Here is a 16,806-nt window from a genome sequence, read left to right on the forward strand (position 1 = left end):
GCAATCAAAAGTTCGCCCTACTCTGACTTCAATCTATTTCTACAGAATCAGGAAATATCATGTCGAATTACTTTAATACTTTATCTTTACGTGAGCAATTAGCTCAGCTTTCTCAATGTGAATTCATGGATCCAAAAGAATTCGAACAAGGTGTCGACGTTCTGATTGGTAAAAAACTAGTCATTGTTGGTTGTGGCGCACAAGGCTTGAACCAAGGTCTAAACTTAAGAGATTCTGGCTTGAACGTCAGTTACGCACTACGTCCTTCAGCAATTGAAGAAAAACGTCAATCTTTTCTTAATGCATCTGAAAACGGCTTTATTGTTGGCACCTATGAAGAACTCATTCCTGAAGCTGATTTGGTTCTAAACTTAACGCCTGACAAACAACATACTTCTGTTGTAAACGCAGTCATGCCGTTAATGAAAAAAGGCGCAACACTTGCTTACTCTCACGGCTTCAACATCGTAGAAGAAGGTATGCAAGTGCGTGAAGATATTACCGTAATCATGGTTGCACCAAAATGTCCTGGCACAGAAGTACGTGAAGAGTACAAACGCGGCTTTGGTGTACCTACGCTGATTGCAGTTCACCCTGAAAACGACCCCGAGGGTAAAGGTCTTGCGCAAGCTAAGGCGTACGCTGCCGGAACCGGTGGTCATCGTGCAGGCGTATTGCAGTCATCATTTATTGCTGAGGTAAAGTCAGATCTAATGGGTGAGCAAACCATCCTATGCGGTATGTTGCAAACTGGCTCATTACTATGCTTTGACAAAATGGTAGAAGAAGGCATCGAGCCTGGATATGCATCAAAGCTCGTACAATATGGCTGGGAGATCATCACCGAAGCGCTAAAACACGGTGGTATCACTAATATGATGGACAGACTGTCTAACCCCGCCAAGTTACGCGCATTTGAACTGAGCGAGCAACTAAAAGACATCATGCGCCCGCTTTATAACAAGCATATGGACGACATCATCAGTGGTGAGTTTTCAGAAGGTATGATGGCTGATTGGGCTGAAAACGACAATAAATTGCTTACATGGCGTGCAGAAACCGCACAAACTGCGTTTGAAAAGCAATCGAATACTGATGCTGAAATTTCAGAGCAGATTTTCTTCGACCAAGGTATTTTGATGGTTGCTATGGTTAAAGCTGGTGTAGAGCTAGCGTTCGAAACCATGACGGCGGCTGGTATTATTGATGAGTCAGCGTACTACGAATCACTACACGAAACGCCGCTAATCGCGAACACCATTGCGCGCAAGAAGCTGTTCGAGATGAATCGTACGATTTCAGACACCGCAGAATATGGTTGCTACCTGTATAATCACGCATGTTTGCCACTGTTGAAGCCATTTATGGAATCAATCACAAAACGTGAGATTGGTGAAGGCTTGTTAGACAGTGACAATTATGCTGACAACCAAAAGCTCATCGCTGTAAACCGTGCGATCCGTAACCATCCGGTAGAAAAAATAGGTGAAATCCTTCGCGGTTATATGTCAGATATGAAAAAGATTGTTTAGTAAGTAGAAATAAATTTGCGTCAATAAATTAGCAAACTAGTTCGCTTGTTAGTAACCAAGGCCACTTTCCACCCTGAGATTGTGGCCTTTTATCTCTGTTTCTCAACATAACTTCCCATTTAACTCAAATACAGTTAACACTAAATACTGAGGTTAACTTTATTTTATAAACCAAAATTATTTTTTTGTGACTTGGATTGTTACTTGTTCCGAGCTGGTTATTTACTATGCTAGAATAATCGGTTCCACGGGATTACACACACAAATCGAATGCAAAACACAGGTTTAACAATTACTCAAAGAATTACCCTTCTGGGTAGTCTCATTGCGATTGCTGTCGCTTGTTTAATCGGGTTTACCTCGCTTTACAGCGCCAAAACGCTCATTAATGAACGCATGATGCAATCTGAATTGCCAAGCAAGATAGAAAGTATCAATAAATCATTAAGCAAGCAGATAGACACGTTGAAAAATGCAGCCGAGCAGCTTTCAAGCAATTTATTAATCACCCAAAGTGCCAAACAAAATACTTTGGATGAAAAACTTCTTGTCAACGAACTCAAGCGTATTGCGGCGCAGTATGACTTAGTTACGGCTTCTTGGGCTAACCGCGAAACCAAGCAATGTTGGAATCAAAACGGCTTTCTGCGAGTACTAAATAGAGAGCAGGATGGTTGGTTTTTCGGCTTTACCACTAGTGGCTCGGCTTACTCTATTAGTATCTATCAAGAAGCGCCGGGCGATGTGAAAATGTTTGTAAACCATCAACAGCTAAACGGTGTTGGTTTAGCTGGACTTGCGAAAAGTATTGATGATATGCAGGCGATGCTTGCTAATATGAAAATCGAGCAAAGTGGCTTTGTTTTCGTCATTAACAGGCAAGGTACGGTGCAATTGCACCCAGATGCAAGCAAAGTCGCAAAGTCCTCAATTGAAGACTTTTACGGCCAGCACAGTCGCGATTTTACCTCCACACGTGGATTTATCGTTAAAGAGTTGGAAGTGGATGGCGAAACCAATTTAGTTGCAGCGAGCCCAATTCCAAACACAGATTTGCTTGTGATTGCCCAAGTGCCAACCAGTGAAATCAATAGTGGGATCACTTCTTTGCAGTGGCAAATCATTGGTTTTTCGCTGGTGATTGCGCTAGTGGCGAGCTTTTTTAGTATGCTACTGGCTAAAAACTTAAGCGCGCCACTTAAAAAGATGGCGGATTTATTTGAACAACTTGGCAGCGGCGACGCAAAACTCAATTATCGTTTACCAGACTCAGCACAACCTGAACTTCATGCTTTGGCTGGCGGCTTCAACCAGTTTATGGCTAAGATCGAAGAAGCTATCCACATGGTTGCACAAGAGAGCCGTTCAATTCGCGTGACGAGCGAAGCCGTGTTTAAACAAAGCCAACAAAACTCTCAGTCTCTGGATGAACAAAAGTCTCAAACTATGTCTGTTGCCGCGGCAATCAATGAGATGGGCGCGACAGTACAAGAGATAGCGAGCAGCGCGACAAACACGGCAAAATTAACAGAAGAAAGTAAAGCGTCAACCAAACGCAGCCGTCAAGGTGTGCAAGAGAGCCAAGAAACACTTCACTTACTTGCTGGTGACATCGAAAATATGGCAGGTCAAGTCGCTACGTTGGCCGAAAAAACACAGTCCATTGCCAACATCGTTGATGTGATCAGGGGCATATCTGAACAAACCAACTTGCTTGCACTTAATGCCGCGATTGAGTCTGCCCGTGCGGGTGAGCATGGTCGTGGGTTTGCCGTCGTTGCAGATGAGGTGAGAGCGCTTGCGAGCCGTACATCACAATCAACTGACGAGATCCAAGCAACGATATCTGAATTAACTCAGGTGTCTGGTGCTGTCGTAAGCCAAATCCAACAATCCAGTGAACAAGCAGAGCAAAGTGTTCAAACGATGCAATCGTCAGTGGAGTTAATGTTGGAAATCTCGGAAACCGCAAATCAAATAAATGACATGACCGCGCTTATCGCAACAGCGACAGAAGAGCAAAGTAATGTCGTCGCGGACGTCGGCCGCAACATCGAGCAAATTAGCGAAATAAGCGATGCAGTGATGAACGAGCAGCTTGACACGGAACAAGCAATTCAGCGTCTTGCTGCATCAGCAAAAGCGCTTGATGATCTCGTCGCGAGCTTTTAAAACCTCTGCTCAACTCTAAAGTAAGCCTGCACGTTTCGTCTTGTAGGCTTACCCTTTCAAATTGTCTCTTTGTTACATGGTGTAACAATCACACCGCGCAAATTTTGCAATTATAGTCTAAATTCAATAATAGTAAGGGCCAAAGGTAAGCAATTAAGCCATAACTAAAAGCCAGCCGAATGCCCAATCTGGAGGTTGTATGAAGATAGTAATTCAGTTCTCTATTATTGTGCTTAGTGTTTTACTTAGTGCCTGTAATAGCACTCCCAAAGCGACGATAGACACGTCAATTCTTAATTCAGAGCATCAATTTAATATCCAGCCTGTAGAGTCATACTCAGAGGTATTTCAGCTAAACAATCAAATTAAAGCAAAACTCGCTCAATATTTTCATCACGACGAAATTGGCGTTAAACGCGCAAAAATGTTGATGGCGTTTTTGGTCAATAGTGGCGACGATTCAATGTCATATTTATCTGGCGCAAATCTCACTGCCAACCAAGCTTTTAGTAATATGAATGCCAATTGTCTTTCGCTTTCAATTTTAACCCATGCTATCGCGAGACAAGTGGGTTTGAGAACTCAATTTCAACGTGTACACATACCCGAATATTGGGACGAGAGCCAAGGCTACAGCTTGCTTACAGGGCACGTAAACATAAAAATCTTTGAAGTGGATAATACCCAAGATTCTGTAAAGACACTGTATGTCAAACCCGCTTCCGTTACCGTAGACTTTGACCCTAATAGCAGAGCACAACATTTTAGTACCTCGGCAATAGATACAAACACTATCTTATCCATGTTTTATAACAACAAAGGCGCCATGGAAATGATTAATGGCGACCTTGACATGGCCTACAGTTACTACAAAGCAGCGGTAGAGAGCGATCCCTATCACGATGGCGCATGGGGTAATCTTGGGATCCTATATCGCCTAACTCAACAGTACGACCTTGCTGAGCGCGCATATAACCAAGCACTTGCCATTAATCATGACAATCGAAACGCACTAGGCAATCTTGCAAAACTTTACCATCTCACAGAACGTGACCACGAAGCGAAAGTGATCGAAGCCAATATTCACAACTTAAGAAAGAGCAATCCCTATTATATGCTAGTGTTGGGTAATGAAGCGTTTAAGCATGGAAATTTAAGTCGCGCTAAGCATTTTTATCAAAAAGCTTATCAACTCGACCATAGTATTCATGGCAGTTTCTTTGGGTTAGCTAAAGTTGCATTTGAAGAAGGGAACAGAGAAAAAGCAGAGTATTACCTCAATAAAGCATACAAAGCATCTGTCTTCGAGCACGACAAAGCGCGCTACGAAGGCAAGTTGGCCTTGTTGAGAGGTGTTGCAAGCAACCAGTTAAATTCCACAGACAACGATGAGAGATAACAATAACAATGAAGAAGCTCCCTTTCCAACTACTTGGCATGATGCTAACCGCGATATGTACCACGAATGCAGTAGCGCAAACGCAACATCCAAGTATTGTTCATGTTGATAATATATTGGTGCAGGATTTACAAACACTCACAAGTGCTCGCCACCAAGGCCGTAAAAGTGGAGCCCAATCGCCTAACATCAGTGCGCAATATATTTTTGCTGCTTTTGAGCAATTAGGTGGAAATCCGAGCTATCAGCACTTTACCTTTAGAGCCGGCATTTTTAGTAAAGACGCAGGTCACAACATCACAGCGACTTTACCTTGCACCCAACCTCGTTGTGACAAGGCCATTGTTATCAGTGCACATTACGACCATTTAGGAACTACAGGACAAAGACATTATCCAGGCGCCAATGATAATGCATCTGGCGTAGCAGCGATGTTACATATGGCTAGGCAACTCAGTAAAACAAATCGCGCTCGCGATATATTGTTTGTCGCAACCGATGCTGAAGAGCGCGGCTTACATGGTGCAAAATATTATGCCAAACACCTTACTCAGGAAGTTGAACTCAATATTAATTTAGATATGTTAGGGGTAAATAACAACAACCGTTTATTTGCGTTGTTTTCACCGGGTTTTAAGGAATATAAAACTGAGCTCCAGAACAAGGCAAAATATCAAATCAAATTGACTATAGTATCGTCACAACGACAAATTGAGCGTTATACAAATAATCCAAGAATTGATTGGCACAAAGCAAGCGATCACTACGCCTTTTATCGCCAAGGGATCCCCTATATTTATTTCGGTATGGGTGAAGACAAACATCATCACGCTACGAGAGATACATTAGACAATATGGATTTAAATAAGTATCAGGCAGGGGTAAATCTCATCAATGACTTTATTTTGTCATTAACTCGCTCACCACTTGACTCTACTAGCTGAATTTTTTGTGCTTTTGTAAGCTGCTTAACATGCCACTCAAGTTTTGCAGCTTGGGATTTAGTACCGACTCGATATTGGTATTTTAACGTTAAAGGCCCTTTACCTTTTAAATTTTTTGCCCCCTTCCCAGCCTGATGCTGCTCTATGCGCCGCTCTACATTGGTTGTTATTCCTGTGTACCAATGACCAAAGCGCGTTTCTAGGATATATAAGCTCCAAGTAGCTTGGTGATCCGTCTTATTCGGCTTGCTAAGTAACATTTTTCCTAGCACTTAGTGGTTCTCCTCAAGATCTTATCGACGATTTATGTCGCACATGATGACTATTGCAACTTATGTACGAACTTTTTACACTTAGTGCAGTCCAATTCCGCTAAGAGACTTTACCTTCTCTGTGCAATCGGTATCATGCAAACAACTGATAATAAGGATACACAATTTCATGCTGTCTAATAAAACCCTTTCTGTTTGGCTCAGTGCTGTAGTTATGACGGTGTTTATGTCTGGCTGTTCAAGCTGGATTTATCGCATCAACGTGCCACAAGGTAATTTCTTAGAGCAGTCAGATGTAGATAAGCTTCGCGTCCAAATGACCAGAGAGCAAGTGCTATATGTACTAGGTACACCACTTGCAAAAGACACTTTTAATAACAATGTCTGGCATTATCAATACGTATTTAATATTGACAGAGACTCTGAGGTCCGAAAGTCATTTAGCGTTTATTTCGAGAATGACAAACTAGTTCGCGTAAGCGGCGACTTCGAAGAGCCAGAAGAATTTAACACTCCTTTAGACTCATAGAGTCAAAGGGCACACATTATTTCGTAGTCAAAGGGGAAAGGTATTTCCCCTTTTTTAATTAACCTGAGGTTTGGATAAGGAATGAGCTAACTCATTGTTTTTAATACCACATTAAATTATACCCTTATCTAGCCAGACAGTTTTAGGGATAACAAGGCGAATTTACGCACCAATAGTTGGCTATTGGAAGTGAATTCAACGCAGTTAGCGCTAAAACTGGCTGCTAGAAAGGCATTAATTATCCGCAGCTCATATATGGTCTCCTCCCTTATTGCAAGGTTTCTTTAGTAAATAACAGGGACAGGATTGCTGTCATATATACGGTCTGTTAATGAGTTTTATTTGAAACTCTGACCTAGATGTAAATCGCGCATATTGCCCTAATCAGGTTATCGGTATTTAGCTACCCCTGAGCTCGACAGGTTTTCAATATGCCGGTTTGACCTGTTATGTCATCTACTTCAGTCACTTTCGCAATTCGGTGAAAGAAATCTACTTATCTTGCTTGATATGCCTCTTTTGATACTGTAATTGCCCAGGCCACTCTAGCCATTTTATTGGCATAAGCGACACAGGCTTTATTATGCCCTCGCGTTTGTACAAGTCGATTTATCCAAAGACTCAGTTGGTCTGTTTTATACTTTGCTCTCGATACAACCGATTTCGCCCCTTGAATAAGTAAACATCTCAAATATCGATTACCACGCTTACTTATCCCGAGCAAAACTGATTTTCCACCCGTACTACGTTGCTTGGGCACGAGACCTAATGAGGCTGAAACATCTCGCCCTTTTGTATAACCACTACCATTCCCCACTTCGTTAAAGTAACTACTTGCAACTATTGGCCCTATGCCCGGAATACTCTGTAAATTGACGCATATCTCATTGTTTTTAACTTGCTCTTTTATCTGTTGATTGTACGTTTCAATACTTTCATCAAGCACTTGTAGGAGTTTATAGAGTTGGCTAAGCACTTGTTTAAAGCTCGCGGTCAATACTCGCTCCTCACCTAACAAAGCAGCCACTTCTTTGCGAACATTTTCGATACCTTTAGTAATGGCAATGCCGTACTCAAGTAGCAAACCTCGAATTTGATTACTCAGTGCTGTTCGTTGACCAATTGCAAGCTCTCTCACTTTATGGATTGTTTGACTATCTTGCTGCTCTAATGTTTTCACTGGAACTGAGCGAATATGTGCCTGCTGTGATGCAATTAAAATTGCATACGCATCGTTGTAATCATTTTTATTCCCCGTCAAAAATGGCTTCACGTGTTGTGGTGGTATGAGCTCAACTTGAAAACCTAATTGGCTAATTTCACGACCCCAATAATTAGAGGTTCCACACGCTTCCATGACTAATTTACAATTTGGCATTTGTGCCAAATAAGTCAGTAGTTGACGACGTTTAATAGCTTTCTTTACTACAATCTTATTGGATAGGTTACATCCAATAAAATGAAAAATATTTTTTGCGATGTCGATACTGATTGTTGTAATCTGCATTTGGTCTTCTCCCATTTTGATTGTTTGCAATTCAATCATGGCACACCGATGCCGAGTGTGGGAGGAGACCATTACATCAGGTTAATTATTCCTTATCTCCTAAAGAGACAGGTCGCCCACCGGTAACTTTGCTTGCACGACCTTCTTCTTTTGCTTTTTCCGCACGGCGCCTGCGCGCTTCTTTCGGGTCAGCAATTAACGGACGATAGATTTCGATTCTGTCACCATCACTGACGACTTGCTGTAATTTTACCGTGCGGTTCCAAATCCCGAGCGTCAAATCATTCGCATCTATCTCTGGGCATTTTTCTAAAATCCCTGACTGTAGTACTGCTTGCTCAGCAGACGTCCCCTCAGGCACATCAACCGACAATGACGTCGCGCTGTCTGGCAATGCAAATACCACTTCAACCTTTATCATCATCTCGCTCCGTAAACAACTTTGGCTCGCTGGGTAAACGCAGACACCATATTCTTCGCCACTTCATTGAATAGTTTACCAAACGCCATCTCAATTAATTTGCTCGCGAACTCAAACTCTAATTTTAAACTCACCTTACAAGCCTGTTCATCAAGCGCGGTAAATTCCCAATAACCATTTAAAGACTTAAATGGTCCATCTACTAGGCACATTTTTACTCGATTGCCGTCAAATTCATTTTTTGTGGTAAACCACTTTTTTAGGCCGGCTTTCGAAATTTCTAGACTCGCGGTCATCCCTTCATCATCACTGCTGATAACTTTTGCATCCGAGCAATGCGGTAGAAATGCGGGATAGGCGTCAACATCATTGACTAATTCAAACATTTCCTTGGTGCTATACATCACCAAAGCACTTTTTTCTATCTGTGGCATAGACACTCCAAATCTTAATACGAGGATTTTACCAAGGTTTTGCAGATTTATCTTGTTTGCAGCCACTGACTAAGTAAAAATACGACACATTAATGAAAAAGCGCTGTCTTAAAACAGGATTTATAGGTAGACTAAGCCATTATGGCAAAGAAAAATTCAAGTAAATCAAATAGCAATACCATAGCGCTAAATAAAAAAGCGCGTCATGAGTATTCACTACATGAAAAGTTCGAAGCAGGTATCGAATTACAAGGCTGGGAAGTAAAAAGTATCCGCGCCGGTAAAGTCAATATCTCAGATACTTACATCCATATCAAAAACGGCGAAGCCTATTTGTTGGCTAGTCAAATTCAGCCGTTAAATAGTGCCTCTACACATGTGATATGCGATCCGCTTCGTTATCGTAAACTGCTACTAAATAAACGTGAAATCTCACGTCTTATCGGCGCAACCGAACGTGATGGTTATTCTCTGATTGCCACAGCAATGTACTGGAAAAAGTGCTGGGTAAAACTCGAGTTCTATCTTGCGAAGGGTAAAAAGCAACACGATAAACGTGCTGATATTAAAGACCGTGATTGGTCACGTGATAAAGAACGTTTGATGAAACACAATGTACGTTAATTTATTTTAATATACGAACAGAACGAAAAAAGCAGGCTTAGCCTGCTTTTTTGTGTTTGATATAAAGTTAAGTGTAAAGCGCTTAACCTTTGTACTTTTGCATCACAAGTGTTGCGTTAGTACCACCAAAGCCAAAGCTGTTTGACATTACAGTATTAAGCGGTCCATCACGGCGCTCTGTTACAATGTCTAAGCCTTGTGCTTGCTCATCTAGTTCATCAATGTTGATCGATGGTGCAATAAAGTCATTATCTAGCATCAGCAAAGAGTAAATCGCTTCATGCACGCCAGCCGCACCGAGTGCGTGGCCTGTCATCGCTTTAGTTGCACTAATAGCCGGAGAATTATCGCCGAACAACTCTTGAATAGCGCCTAACTCTTTCACGTCACCAACTGGTGTTGAAGTACCGTGCGTGTTTAGGTAGTCAATCGGTGCATCAAGACCTTGCATCGCTTGTTTCATACAACGTACAGCGCCTTCACCTGATGGTGCTACCATGTCGTAACCATCTGATGTCGCACCATAGCCAACGATTTCAGCATAAATGTGCGCGCCGCGAGCAAGTGCGTGTTCTAGCTCTTCAACTACCACAATACCGCCACCGCCAGAGATGACGAAACCATCACGATTTGCATCGTACGTACGTGATGCGCGCTCAGGCGTTTCATTGTACTTGGTTGACAACGCCCCCATGGCATCGAATTCCATCGCCAATGTCCAGTGAAGCTCTTCACCGCCACCAGCAAAAATAACATCTTGCTTGCCTAGTTGAATTTGTTCAACTGCATTGCCAATACAGTGTGCTGATGTTGCACATGCAGAGCTGATTGAGTAGTTCACACCTTTAATTTTAAATGGTGTTGCCAAACACGCAGAAGTCGTGCTTGCCATGGTACGTGGAACCATATAAGGTCCTACACGCTTTACGCCTTTTTCGCGCAGAATATCAGCGGCTTCAACTTGGTATTTAGACGAACCACCACCAGAACCTACGATAAGGCCTGTGCGTTCGTTTGATACTTGCTCTTCTGATAGCCCTGAATCTTCAATTGCTTGCGCCATCGAGATATAAGAAAACGCTGCCGCGTCCCCCATAAAACGATGTGCCTTACGGTCAACGAGAGATTTTACGTCGATATCTATTTTACCAGACACTTGGCTACGTAGGTTGTAGTCTGCAAATTCTTGGTTAAAAGCAATACCGCTCTTACCTGCTTTTAATGACTCTAAAACTTCTTGCTTGTTGTTGCCGATGCTCGAAACAACACCGATCCCCGTAATAACGGCTCTTCTCATGGGTTTATTCCCTTCGATATTACAAATTATGCGTAGTATACGCTGAATTTTAGCGCCAAGTGGTCAGCTTTCCAGCGTACACATGTACTCTGAACCTAAATAACTAAAAATGCAACCAGACTATTGAGTCGAAAGACAGTAAAATAGTTCCCAAATAGTCGAACATAGAGTCTTTCATGATAAAAAACGCTCAAATACACTTCAACGATGCTGGCACCCCTGTTGCCGATAGTTTTGACGATGTCTATTTTTCCAACGACGATGGATTAGCTGAGTCACATTACGTCTTTTATACTCAGAACCATATCGACGAGCGGTTACAAAATCATGGCAAAGACCGATTTGTCATCGCAGAAACTGGTTTTGGTACTGGATTAAACTTTCTCAACGCTTGGTATCACTTCAACCAGCGTAGCAAAGACGCATGCGTTAACCAACTACACTTTGTCTCATTTGAGAAATATCCAATCCATATTGATGACTTAGTTAAAGCGCTACAAGCTTGGCCTACGCTTGCCCCACTCGCCGAAAAACTTTGCCAACAATACCCGATGGCCCTTGAAGGATGCCATCGCCTAGAGTTTGACAATGGTCAAGTGACCTTAGATTTATGGTTTGGTGATATTCACGATAATTTACCACAACTAAGTTTTGAACAAACCGGATTTGTCGATGCTTGGTTTTTAGATGGCTTTGCACCGAGTAAAAACCCAGATATGTGGCAACAAAGCTTATTTGATGCCATGGCCAATATGAGCCGTGATAGCGCTACTTTGGCAACATTTACCGCAGCGGGTTTTGTCCGCAGGGGACTACAAGACGCCGGCTTTGCGTGCAAAAAAGTCAAAGGGTTTGGTCGCAAACGCGAAATGGTGGTCGGAACGCTGAGCCGTGCCAATAAAAACTCCAATACTCCAGCGTATTACAGCACCACACCGCGTAAGCTAGAGAGTATCGCAATTATTGGCGGCGGTATTGCCTCAAGTTGTTTGTTGTATCACCTTAGTAAACGTAATCTTGGCGCAGCACTTTTCTGCCAAGACGACGCGTTAGCCAAAGGTGCTTCTCACAATCGTCAAGGCGCGCTATATCCAAACCTGCAAGCAGATCACACGCCATCGAGCGAGCTATACGCCCACAGCTTTTTATATGCAAAGCGCCTTTATCAGCATATTGCAAATGCGGGCTACCACTTCGCACACGATTGGTGTGGCGTACTCTTGCAGTCCGTTAGTGAAGCCAAACAAGCGCAGCATCAAAACTTAGCTGAAAAAGCAACTTGGCCGCATGACTTAATTCATGCCGTTGATGCCAAGCAGGCTTCAGTCATAGCAAATACCACACTGCCCTACGGTGGACTTTATATTCCAGAGGCTGGCTGGCTAAACCCTGCAGAGGTAACACAAGCAGTGTTTGATGCAGCTCACGCGTTAAAAGCGGTTTCGACTCATTTTAATACTGATATACAAAAGCTTGAAAAAACTGAGAGCGGCTGGCTGTTACACAGTGAAGATAATACGTTTGGGCCGTTTTCAGATGTCTTTGTCTGTGGTGGTGAGCATTCTGACCGATTCGAGCAAACCAAACATATTCCTCTACACGGCGTTCGCGGTCAGGTCTCTCATGTTGATGCTGGAGAAGAATCACAAAAACTCAATACCGTACTTTGCCATAAGGGGTACTTTACTCCCGCAATGAATGGGCAACATTGTATGGGCGCGACATTTGAAAAAAATAGCAAAAGCCGAGAGGTAAAAGCCGAAGACAATGCCGTTAACCGCGCCCAGCTTGAACGCTTTTATAAAGACACGGATTTAGCCGCGAGTCTTGGCGAGATTACCTCGGCAAAAGCCGCTGTACGTTGCTGTTTTAACGATCATTTGCCCATGCTTGGTCAAGTCCAGCATAACGATGAGTTTTGCTCGGCGTTTGCTAATTTAAGAAAGGGAAAACACTACGGTTTTGGAAATCCAGCACTACCCTATCAAGGTATTCATATTGTTACCGGTTTTGGCGCACGAGGGCTGTGCAGCGCTCCACTTGCTACTGAGCACTTAGTTGCAACTCTACTTGGCGAAGCAAGGCCTTTAAGCGAACGAGTACATCAGGCAATTCACCCAGCCAGATTGCTCGTCAGGGATTTAATTAGAAGTAAAATCTAATAATGGCTAAGGCATAACATCACCTAGATATTATGCCTTAATCGATATACACCCATTACACGGTAAAGGACTGTCTATTTACGACACCCCAATAGTCGTCTTGATATTGAGATTCGCTGTAGTCAATACCGTTTAACGTCAATGCGTTGCGCCAAAAATTGATCGCGTGATCTGCCCCTTGAATTTGTTTGACTTGCCAATGCCCTGGATACATTTGCCATATTTTGAACATAAACGAAGAACCGAGTTTACGTTTTCTCGCTGCTGGCACGATATAAAACTCACACACCTCAAAGGTGTTTTGCGCTTTAAAAATATTGATAAAGCCAACCGGGTGGCCATTTTCATAAGCCAAGTAGCCAAGGTGCTGTTCGTCTATTGGCGTATCTAACTGAAATAAACCGTTACTATCTGGTAATTTTTCCGTCAACACTGAAAACTCAGCTTCATATGCTTGCACCAAATTAAAATAGACTTGCGTTAATGAACCCACTACTTGACGAATTTCCAAAATACCGACCTTTACTCAGAATTAGTCGGCGTAACTTACAGCAATAGTGCACAAAGTGAAACAGACAAAATTACGATTTCATCTGAACTTGGAATTAGAAATGAACTGACTAAAATGCATAGATCAAAAATATCATCCGACCCTAGCACGGTACTTTTACTCTGGATATAAAACCCAATACCGACATAGGTATTGGGTTTTGCCTAATATTAAGTCAGAAAAGTAATTGTACCCATCTGATTAATAAGGGTTATTGGGTAAATAAAAGTTACTCAAGTTTCCGTTAATGGAGACCGCGAGTTCACCGCTACTATGTGTGTGGGTGTAGATGTTGTAACTCTGCCCCGGCAACACTTTAACTCGCAAAAAGTCTTGATATTGTACTGCTTGACCGCAAGCGAGTGCTGTTCTTTTAGTTTGTGCTGTTTCTTTGAGAATATAAACTTCAGCGCTGCCATCCACGATCCCTTCGCCTTCGCTATTGATGAAAATTGATGTTGCTTCACTCGCTGCAATATTAAAATAGTTACTACTGTGGCGAGCTAAAGATACGGCTGCACGTCCCATTCTGTCACGCTCAGCAAAGTGCGTGTCTGTTAGCGCATTGTCTAGCATGGGGATAGAAACAAACCGACTACTAAAATTCAGTGTTTCGTGACAAAAATCGGTTACTACTTCACTGGAGATAGCACCGAGCACACCATCAGGATCGTAAATACTGTCGGCCAGTAACGCCATTCCAGCTGATGTACCACCAACAACACCTCCCTTATCAAAAACGTGCTGCACCGCGCTTTGGACAGAAGTTCCTTGCCATTTATTTAGATAATCAGACTGATCGCCTCCAGCAAACCAGACAAACTCGGCACTGCGAATAGCCCAATCAACATAAGGGTCATTAGCCTTACTAACAGAATCAATAATTAACGTCTCAACTGAATCAGCGGCCATTAGACCAAGTAAGTAATCATTGTACGCGTCCGTGCCAGAAGTACGCAGTACCACCACATCAGCACCATTACCAATATGAGGAGCTACTCTTTGGCTAAAGGCATTATCAACATCGGTTCCCCCGCCCATTAAGAGCGTGGCACCGTTATCCGGTGTGAGCGTGTTGCAAGTGTCTGAGCTATTTCCAGCAAGATAAGCCTTTAATGCCCCAGGTTTTGACGGACGAATACCGTAATTACACTCTCCAGTTGGCGGCGGAGGAGTTTCACCTTGGACAAAATTCACAATCAAATCATACCAACCAGAGCCACTATATCGCGTTAGCTTTATATAATAGGTACCTGCAGTCTCAGCATAAAAGCTCCCGGTTTCTGGTATTTGACTCGTTTCCCTACTGACAACTGCTGAGCCTGTTTCTTGATATAAGAACCAGTCAAAATCATCACCAGAGCTATGGTCTAGCGAGATATCTATCGAACCTGGCGCCGCCACATCAAAAGTAAACCAGTCGATATCACCTCTGGATAACTCGCCGCTAATTGTCGTGTTATTACACACTCCACTATTGGCATTACCTTCGCTGTCGTTAGATTCAGTTTCAGTAGTTGAGCAAGCATAGCTATGGCTTGTAACAAGCATTAGAGCAGCTAGTGATACAAATAGAATGTTATTGTTTTTCATAGTATTTACCTGAATGATATATATTTCTATGTTCCGTACCGTTGCATTGCAAAGTTACGCTGACGCACACCGTATTTTGCACTAAGCGCCCACGGCGACTTATACACAGATGACGATGGCCAAAAGCGCAGAAGTGAGCCTTATACCAATTGAATTAATTCTCTAATCAATTTGAAGGGTGAAATAGCATATTAGCTTCGTTAAAAAAAATTCAGTGTTTCGTGACAAAAATCGGTTACTACTTCACTGGAGATAGCACCGAGCACACCATCAGGATCGTAAATACTGTCGGCCAGTAACGCCATTCCAGCTGATGTACCACCAACAACACCTCCCTTATCAAAAACGTGCTGCACCGCGCTTTGGACAGAAGTTCCTTGCCATTTATTTAGATAATCAGACTGATCGCCTCCAGCAAACCAGACAAACTCGGCACTGCGAATAGCCCAATCAACATAAGGGTCATTAGCCTTACTAACAGAATCAATAATTAACGTCTCAACTGAATCAGCGGCCATTAGACCAAGTAAGTAATCATTGTACGCGTCCGTGCCAGAAGTACGCAGTACCACCACATCAGCACCATTACCAATATGAGGAGCTACTCTTTGGCTAAAGGCATTATCAACATCGGTTCCCCCGCCCATTAAGAGCGTGGCACCGTTATCCGGTGTGAGCGTGTTGCAAGTGTCTGAGCTATTTCCAGCAAGATAAGCCTTTAATGCCCCAGGTTTTGACGGACGAATACCGTAATTACACTCTCCAGTTGGCGGCGGAGGAGTTTCACCTTGGACAAAATTCACAATCAAATCATACCAACCAGAGCCACTATATCGCGTTAGCTTTATATAATAGGTACCTGCAGTCTCAGCATAAAAGCTCCCGGTTTCTGGTATTTGACTCGTTTCCCTACTGACAACTGCTGAGCCTGTTTCTTGATATAAGAACCAGTCAAAATCATCACCAGAGCTATGGTCTAGCGAGATATCTATCGAACCTGGCGCCGCCACATCAAAAGTAAACCAGTCGATATCACCTCTGGATAACTCGCCGCTAATTGTCGTGTTATTACACACTCCACTATTGGCATTACCTTCGCTGTCGTTAGATTCAGTTTCAGTAGTTGAGCAAGCATAGCTATGGCTTGTAACAAGCATTAGAGCAGCTAGTGATACAAATAGAATGTTATTGTTTTTCATAGTATTTACCTGAATGATATATATTTCTATGTTCCGTACCGTTGCATTGCAAAGTTACGCTGACGCACACCGTATTTTGCACTAAGCGCCCACGGCGACTTATACACAGATGACGATGGCCAAAAGCGCAGAAGTGAGCCTTATACCAATTGAATTAATTCTCTAATCAAT

General features: G+C 42.8%; 15 protein-coding genes. 7 read left to right on the forward strand and 8 right to left on the reverse strand.

Annotated features, from left to right (window positions below; genetic code table 11):
• Positions 1-59: 59 nt before the first annotated feature.
• The 4 genes from ilvC to PPIS_RS07260 all read left to right on the forward strand — a co-directional run bounded on the left by ilvC (position 60) and on the right by PPIS_RS07260 (position 6,047).
• Positions 60-1,532, forward strand: coding sequence for a ketol-acid reductoisomerase (gene ilvC, locus PPIS_RS07245; RefSeq protein WP_010373825.1), 1,473 nt, complete (start codon positions 60-62; stop codon positions 1,530-1,532).
• 270 nt (positions 1,533-1,802) lie between these two features.
• Positions 1,803-3,704, forward strand: coding sequence for a methyl-accepting chemotaxis protein (locus PPIS_RS07250; RefSeq protein ID WP_010373823.1), 1,902 nt, complete (start codon positions 1,803-1,805; stop codon positions 3,702-3,704).
• 199 nt (positions 3,705-3,903) lie between these two features.
• Complete coding sequence (locus tag PPIS_RS07255; RefSeq protein ID WP_010373821.1) at positions 3,904-5,103, forward strand: tetratricopeptide repeat protein; 1,200 nt, start codon at positions 3,904-3,906, stop codon at positions 5,101-5,103.
• An 8-nt stretch (positions 5,104-5,111) separates the two neighbouring features.
• The gene (locus PPIS_RS07260) at positions 5,112-6,047 is read left to right on the forward strand and encodes a M20/M25/M40 family metallo-hydrolase (RefSeq protein ID WP_010373819.1); all 936 of its coding nucleotides are present in this window, start codon (positions 5,112-5,114) and stop codon (positions 6,045-6,047) included.
• Here PPIS_RS07260 and PPIS_RS07265 read toward each other — a convergent pair.
• On the reverse strand, positions 5,975-6,307 hold the full coding sequence (locus PPIS_RS07265) for a GIY-YIG nuclease family protein (RefSeq protein ID WP_010373817.1): 333 nt from the start codon (positions 6,305-6,307) through the stop codon (positions 5,975-5,977). The genes PPIS_RS07260 and PPIS_RS07265 overlap by 73 nt on opposite strands.
• Before the next feature lie 181 nt (positions 6,308-6,488).
• Between PPIS_RS07265 and PPIS_RS07270 the strand changes: the two genes are divergently transcribed.
• Entirely contained in the window at positions 6,489-6,848 is a 360-nt protein-coding gene (locus PPIS_RS07270; RefSeq protein ID WP_010373815.1) for an outer membrane protein assembly factor BamE, read from the forward strand.
• Between the two features lie 496 nt (positions 6,849-7,344).
• Here the strand turns inward: PPIS_RS07270 and PPIS_RS07275 are convergent, their stop codons facing one another.
• The 3 genes from PPIS_RS07275 to PPIS_RS07285 form a co-directional block, all read right to left on the reverse strand.
• The gene (locus PPIS_RS07275) at positions 7,345-8,355 is read right to left on the reverse strand and encodes an IS110 family RNA-guided transposase (RefSeq protein ID WP_039956069.1); all 1,011 of its coding nucleotides are present in this window, start codon (positions 8,353-8,355) and stop codon (positions 7,345-7,347) included.
• An 85-nt stretch (positions 8,356-8,440) separates the two neighbouring features.
• Entirely contained in the window at positions 8,441-8,776 is a 336-nt protein-coding gene (locus PPIS_RS07280; protein ID WP_010379113.1) for an RnfH family protein, read from the reverse strand.
• Positions 8,776-9,210, reverse strand: coding sequence for a type II toxin-antitoxin system RatA family toxin (locus PPIS_RS07285; RefSeq protein WP_010379115.1), 435 nt, complete (start codon positions 9,208-9,210; stop codon positions 8,776-8,778). The genes PPIS_RS07280 and PPIS_RS07285 overlap by 1 nt, the downstream gene beginning before the upstream one ends.
• Positions 9,211-9,351: 141 nt before the next feature.
• On the opposite strand from PPIS_RS07285, the gene smpB reads away from it, so the two are divergent.
• Complete coding sequence (smpB, locus tag PPIS_RS07290) at positions 9,352-9,834, forward strand: SsrA-binding protein SmpB (protein ID WP_010379116.1); 483 nt, start codon at positions 9,352-9,354, stop codon at positions 9,832-9,834.
• An 82-nt stretch (positions 9,835-9,916) separates the two neighbouring features.
• On the opposite strand, the gene fabB is transcribed toward smpB, so the two are convergent.
• A complete protein-coding gene (gene fabB, locus PPIS_RS07295; RefSeq protein ID WP_010379118.1) occupies positions 9,917-11,131 on the reverse strand; it encodes a beta-ketoacyl-ACP synthase I in 1,215 nt (404 codons plus the stop codon).
• A 176-nt stretch (positions 11,132-11,307) separates the two neighbouring features.
• Here fabB and mnmC point away from each other — a divergent pair, with 176 nt between their 5' ends.
• Entirely contained in the window at positions 11,308-13,293 is a 1,986-nt protein-coding gene (gene mnmC, locus PPIS_RS07300; protein ID WP_010379119.1) for a bifunctional tRNA (5-methylaminomethyl-2-thiouridine)(34)-methyltransferase MnmC2/FAD-dependent 5-carboxymethylaminomethyl-2-thiouridine(34) oxidoreductase MnmC1, read from the forward strand.
• A gap of 55 nt (positions 13,294-13,348) precedes the next feature.
• On the opposite strand, the gene PPIS_RS07305 is transcribed toward mnmC, so the two are convergent.
• The 3 genes from PPIS_RS07305 to PPIS_RS07315 all read right to left on the reverse strand — a co-directional run bounded on the left by PPIS_RS07305 (position 13,349) and on the right by PPIS_RS07315 (position 16,635).
• The gene (locus PPIS_RS07305; protein ID WP_010379121.1) at positions 13,349-13,804 is read right to left on the reverse strand and encodes a GNAT family N-acetyltransferase; all 456 of its coding nucleotides are present in this window, start codon (positions 13,802-13,804) and stop codon (positions 13,349-13,351) included.
• Between the two features lie 240 nt (positions 13,805-14,044).
• Positions 14,045-15,436 (reverse strand): pre-peptidase C-terminal domain-containing protein, encoded by a 1,392-nt coding sequence (locus tag PPIS_RS07310; RefSeq protein WP_010379122.1) that lies wholly within the window; start codon positions 15,434-15,436, stop codon positions 14,045-14,047.
• 200 nt (positions 15,437-15,636) lie between these two features.
• The gene (locus PPIS_RS07315; RefSeq protein WP_249031253.1) at positions 15,637-16,635 is read right to left on the reverse strand and encodes a pre-peptidase C-terminal domain-containing protein; all 999 of its coding nucleotides are present in this window, start codon (positions 16,633-16,635) and stop codon (positions 15,637-15,639) included.
• Between the last annotated feature and the right edge of the window lie 171 nt (positions 16,636-16,806).

The organism is Pseudoalteromonas piscicida (assembly GCF_000238315.3).
Classification (GTDB): Bacteria; Pseudomonadota; Gammaproteobacteria; order Enterobacterales; family Alteromonadaceae; genus Pseudoalteromonas; species Pseudoalteromonas piscicida.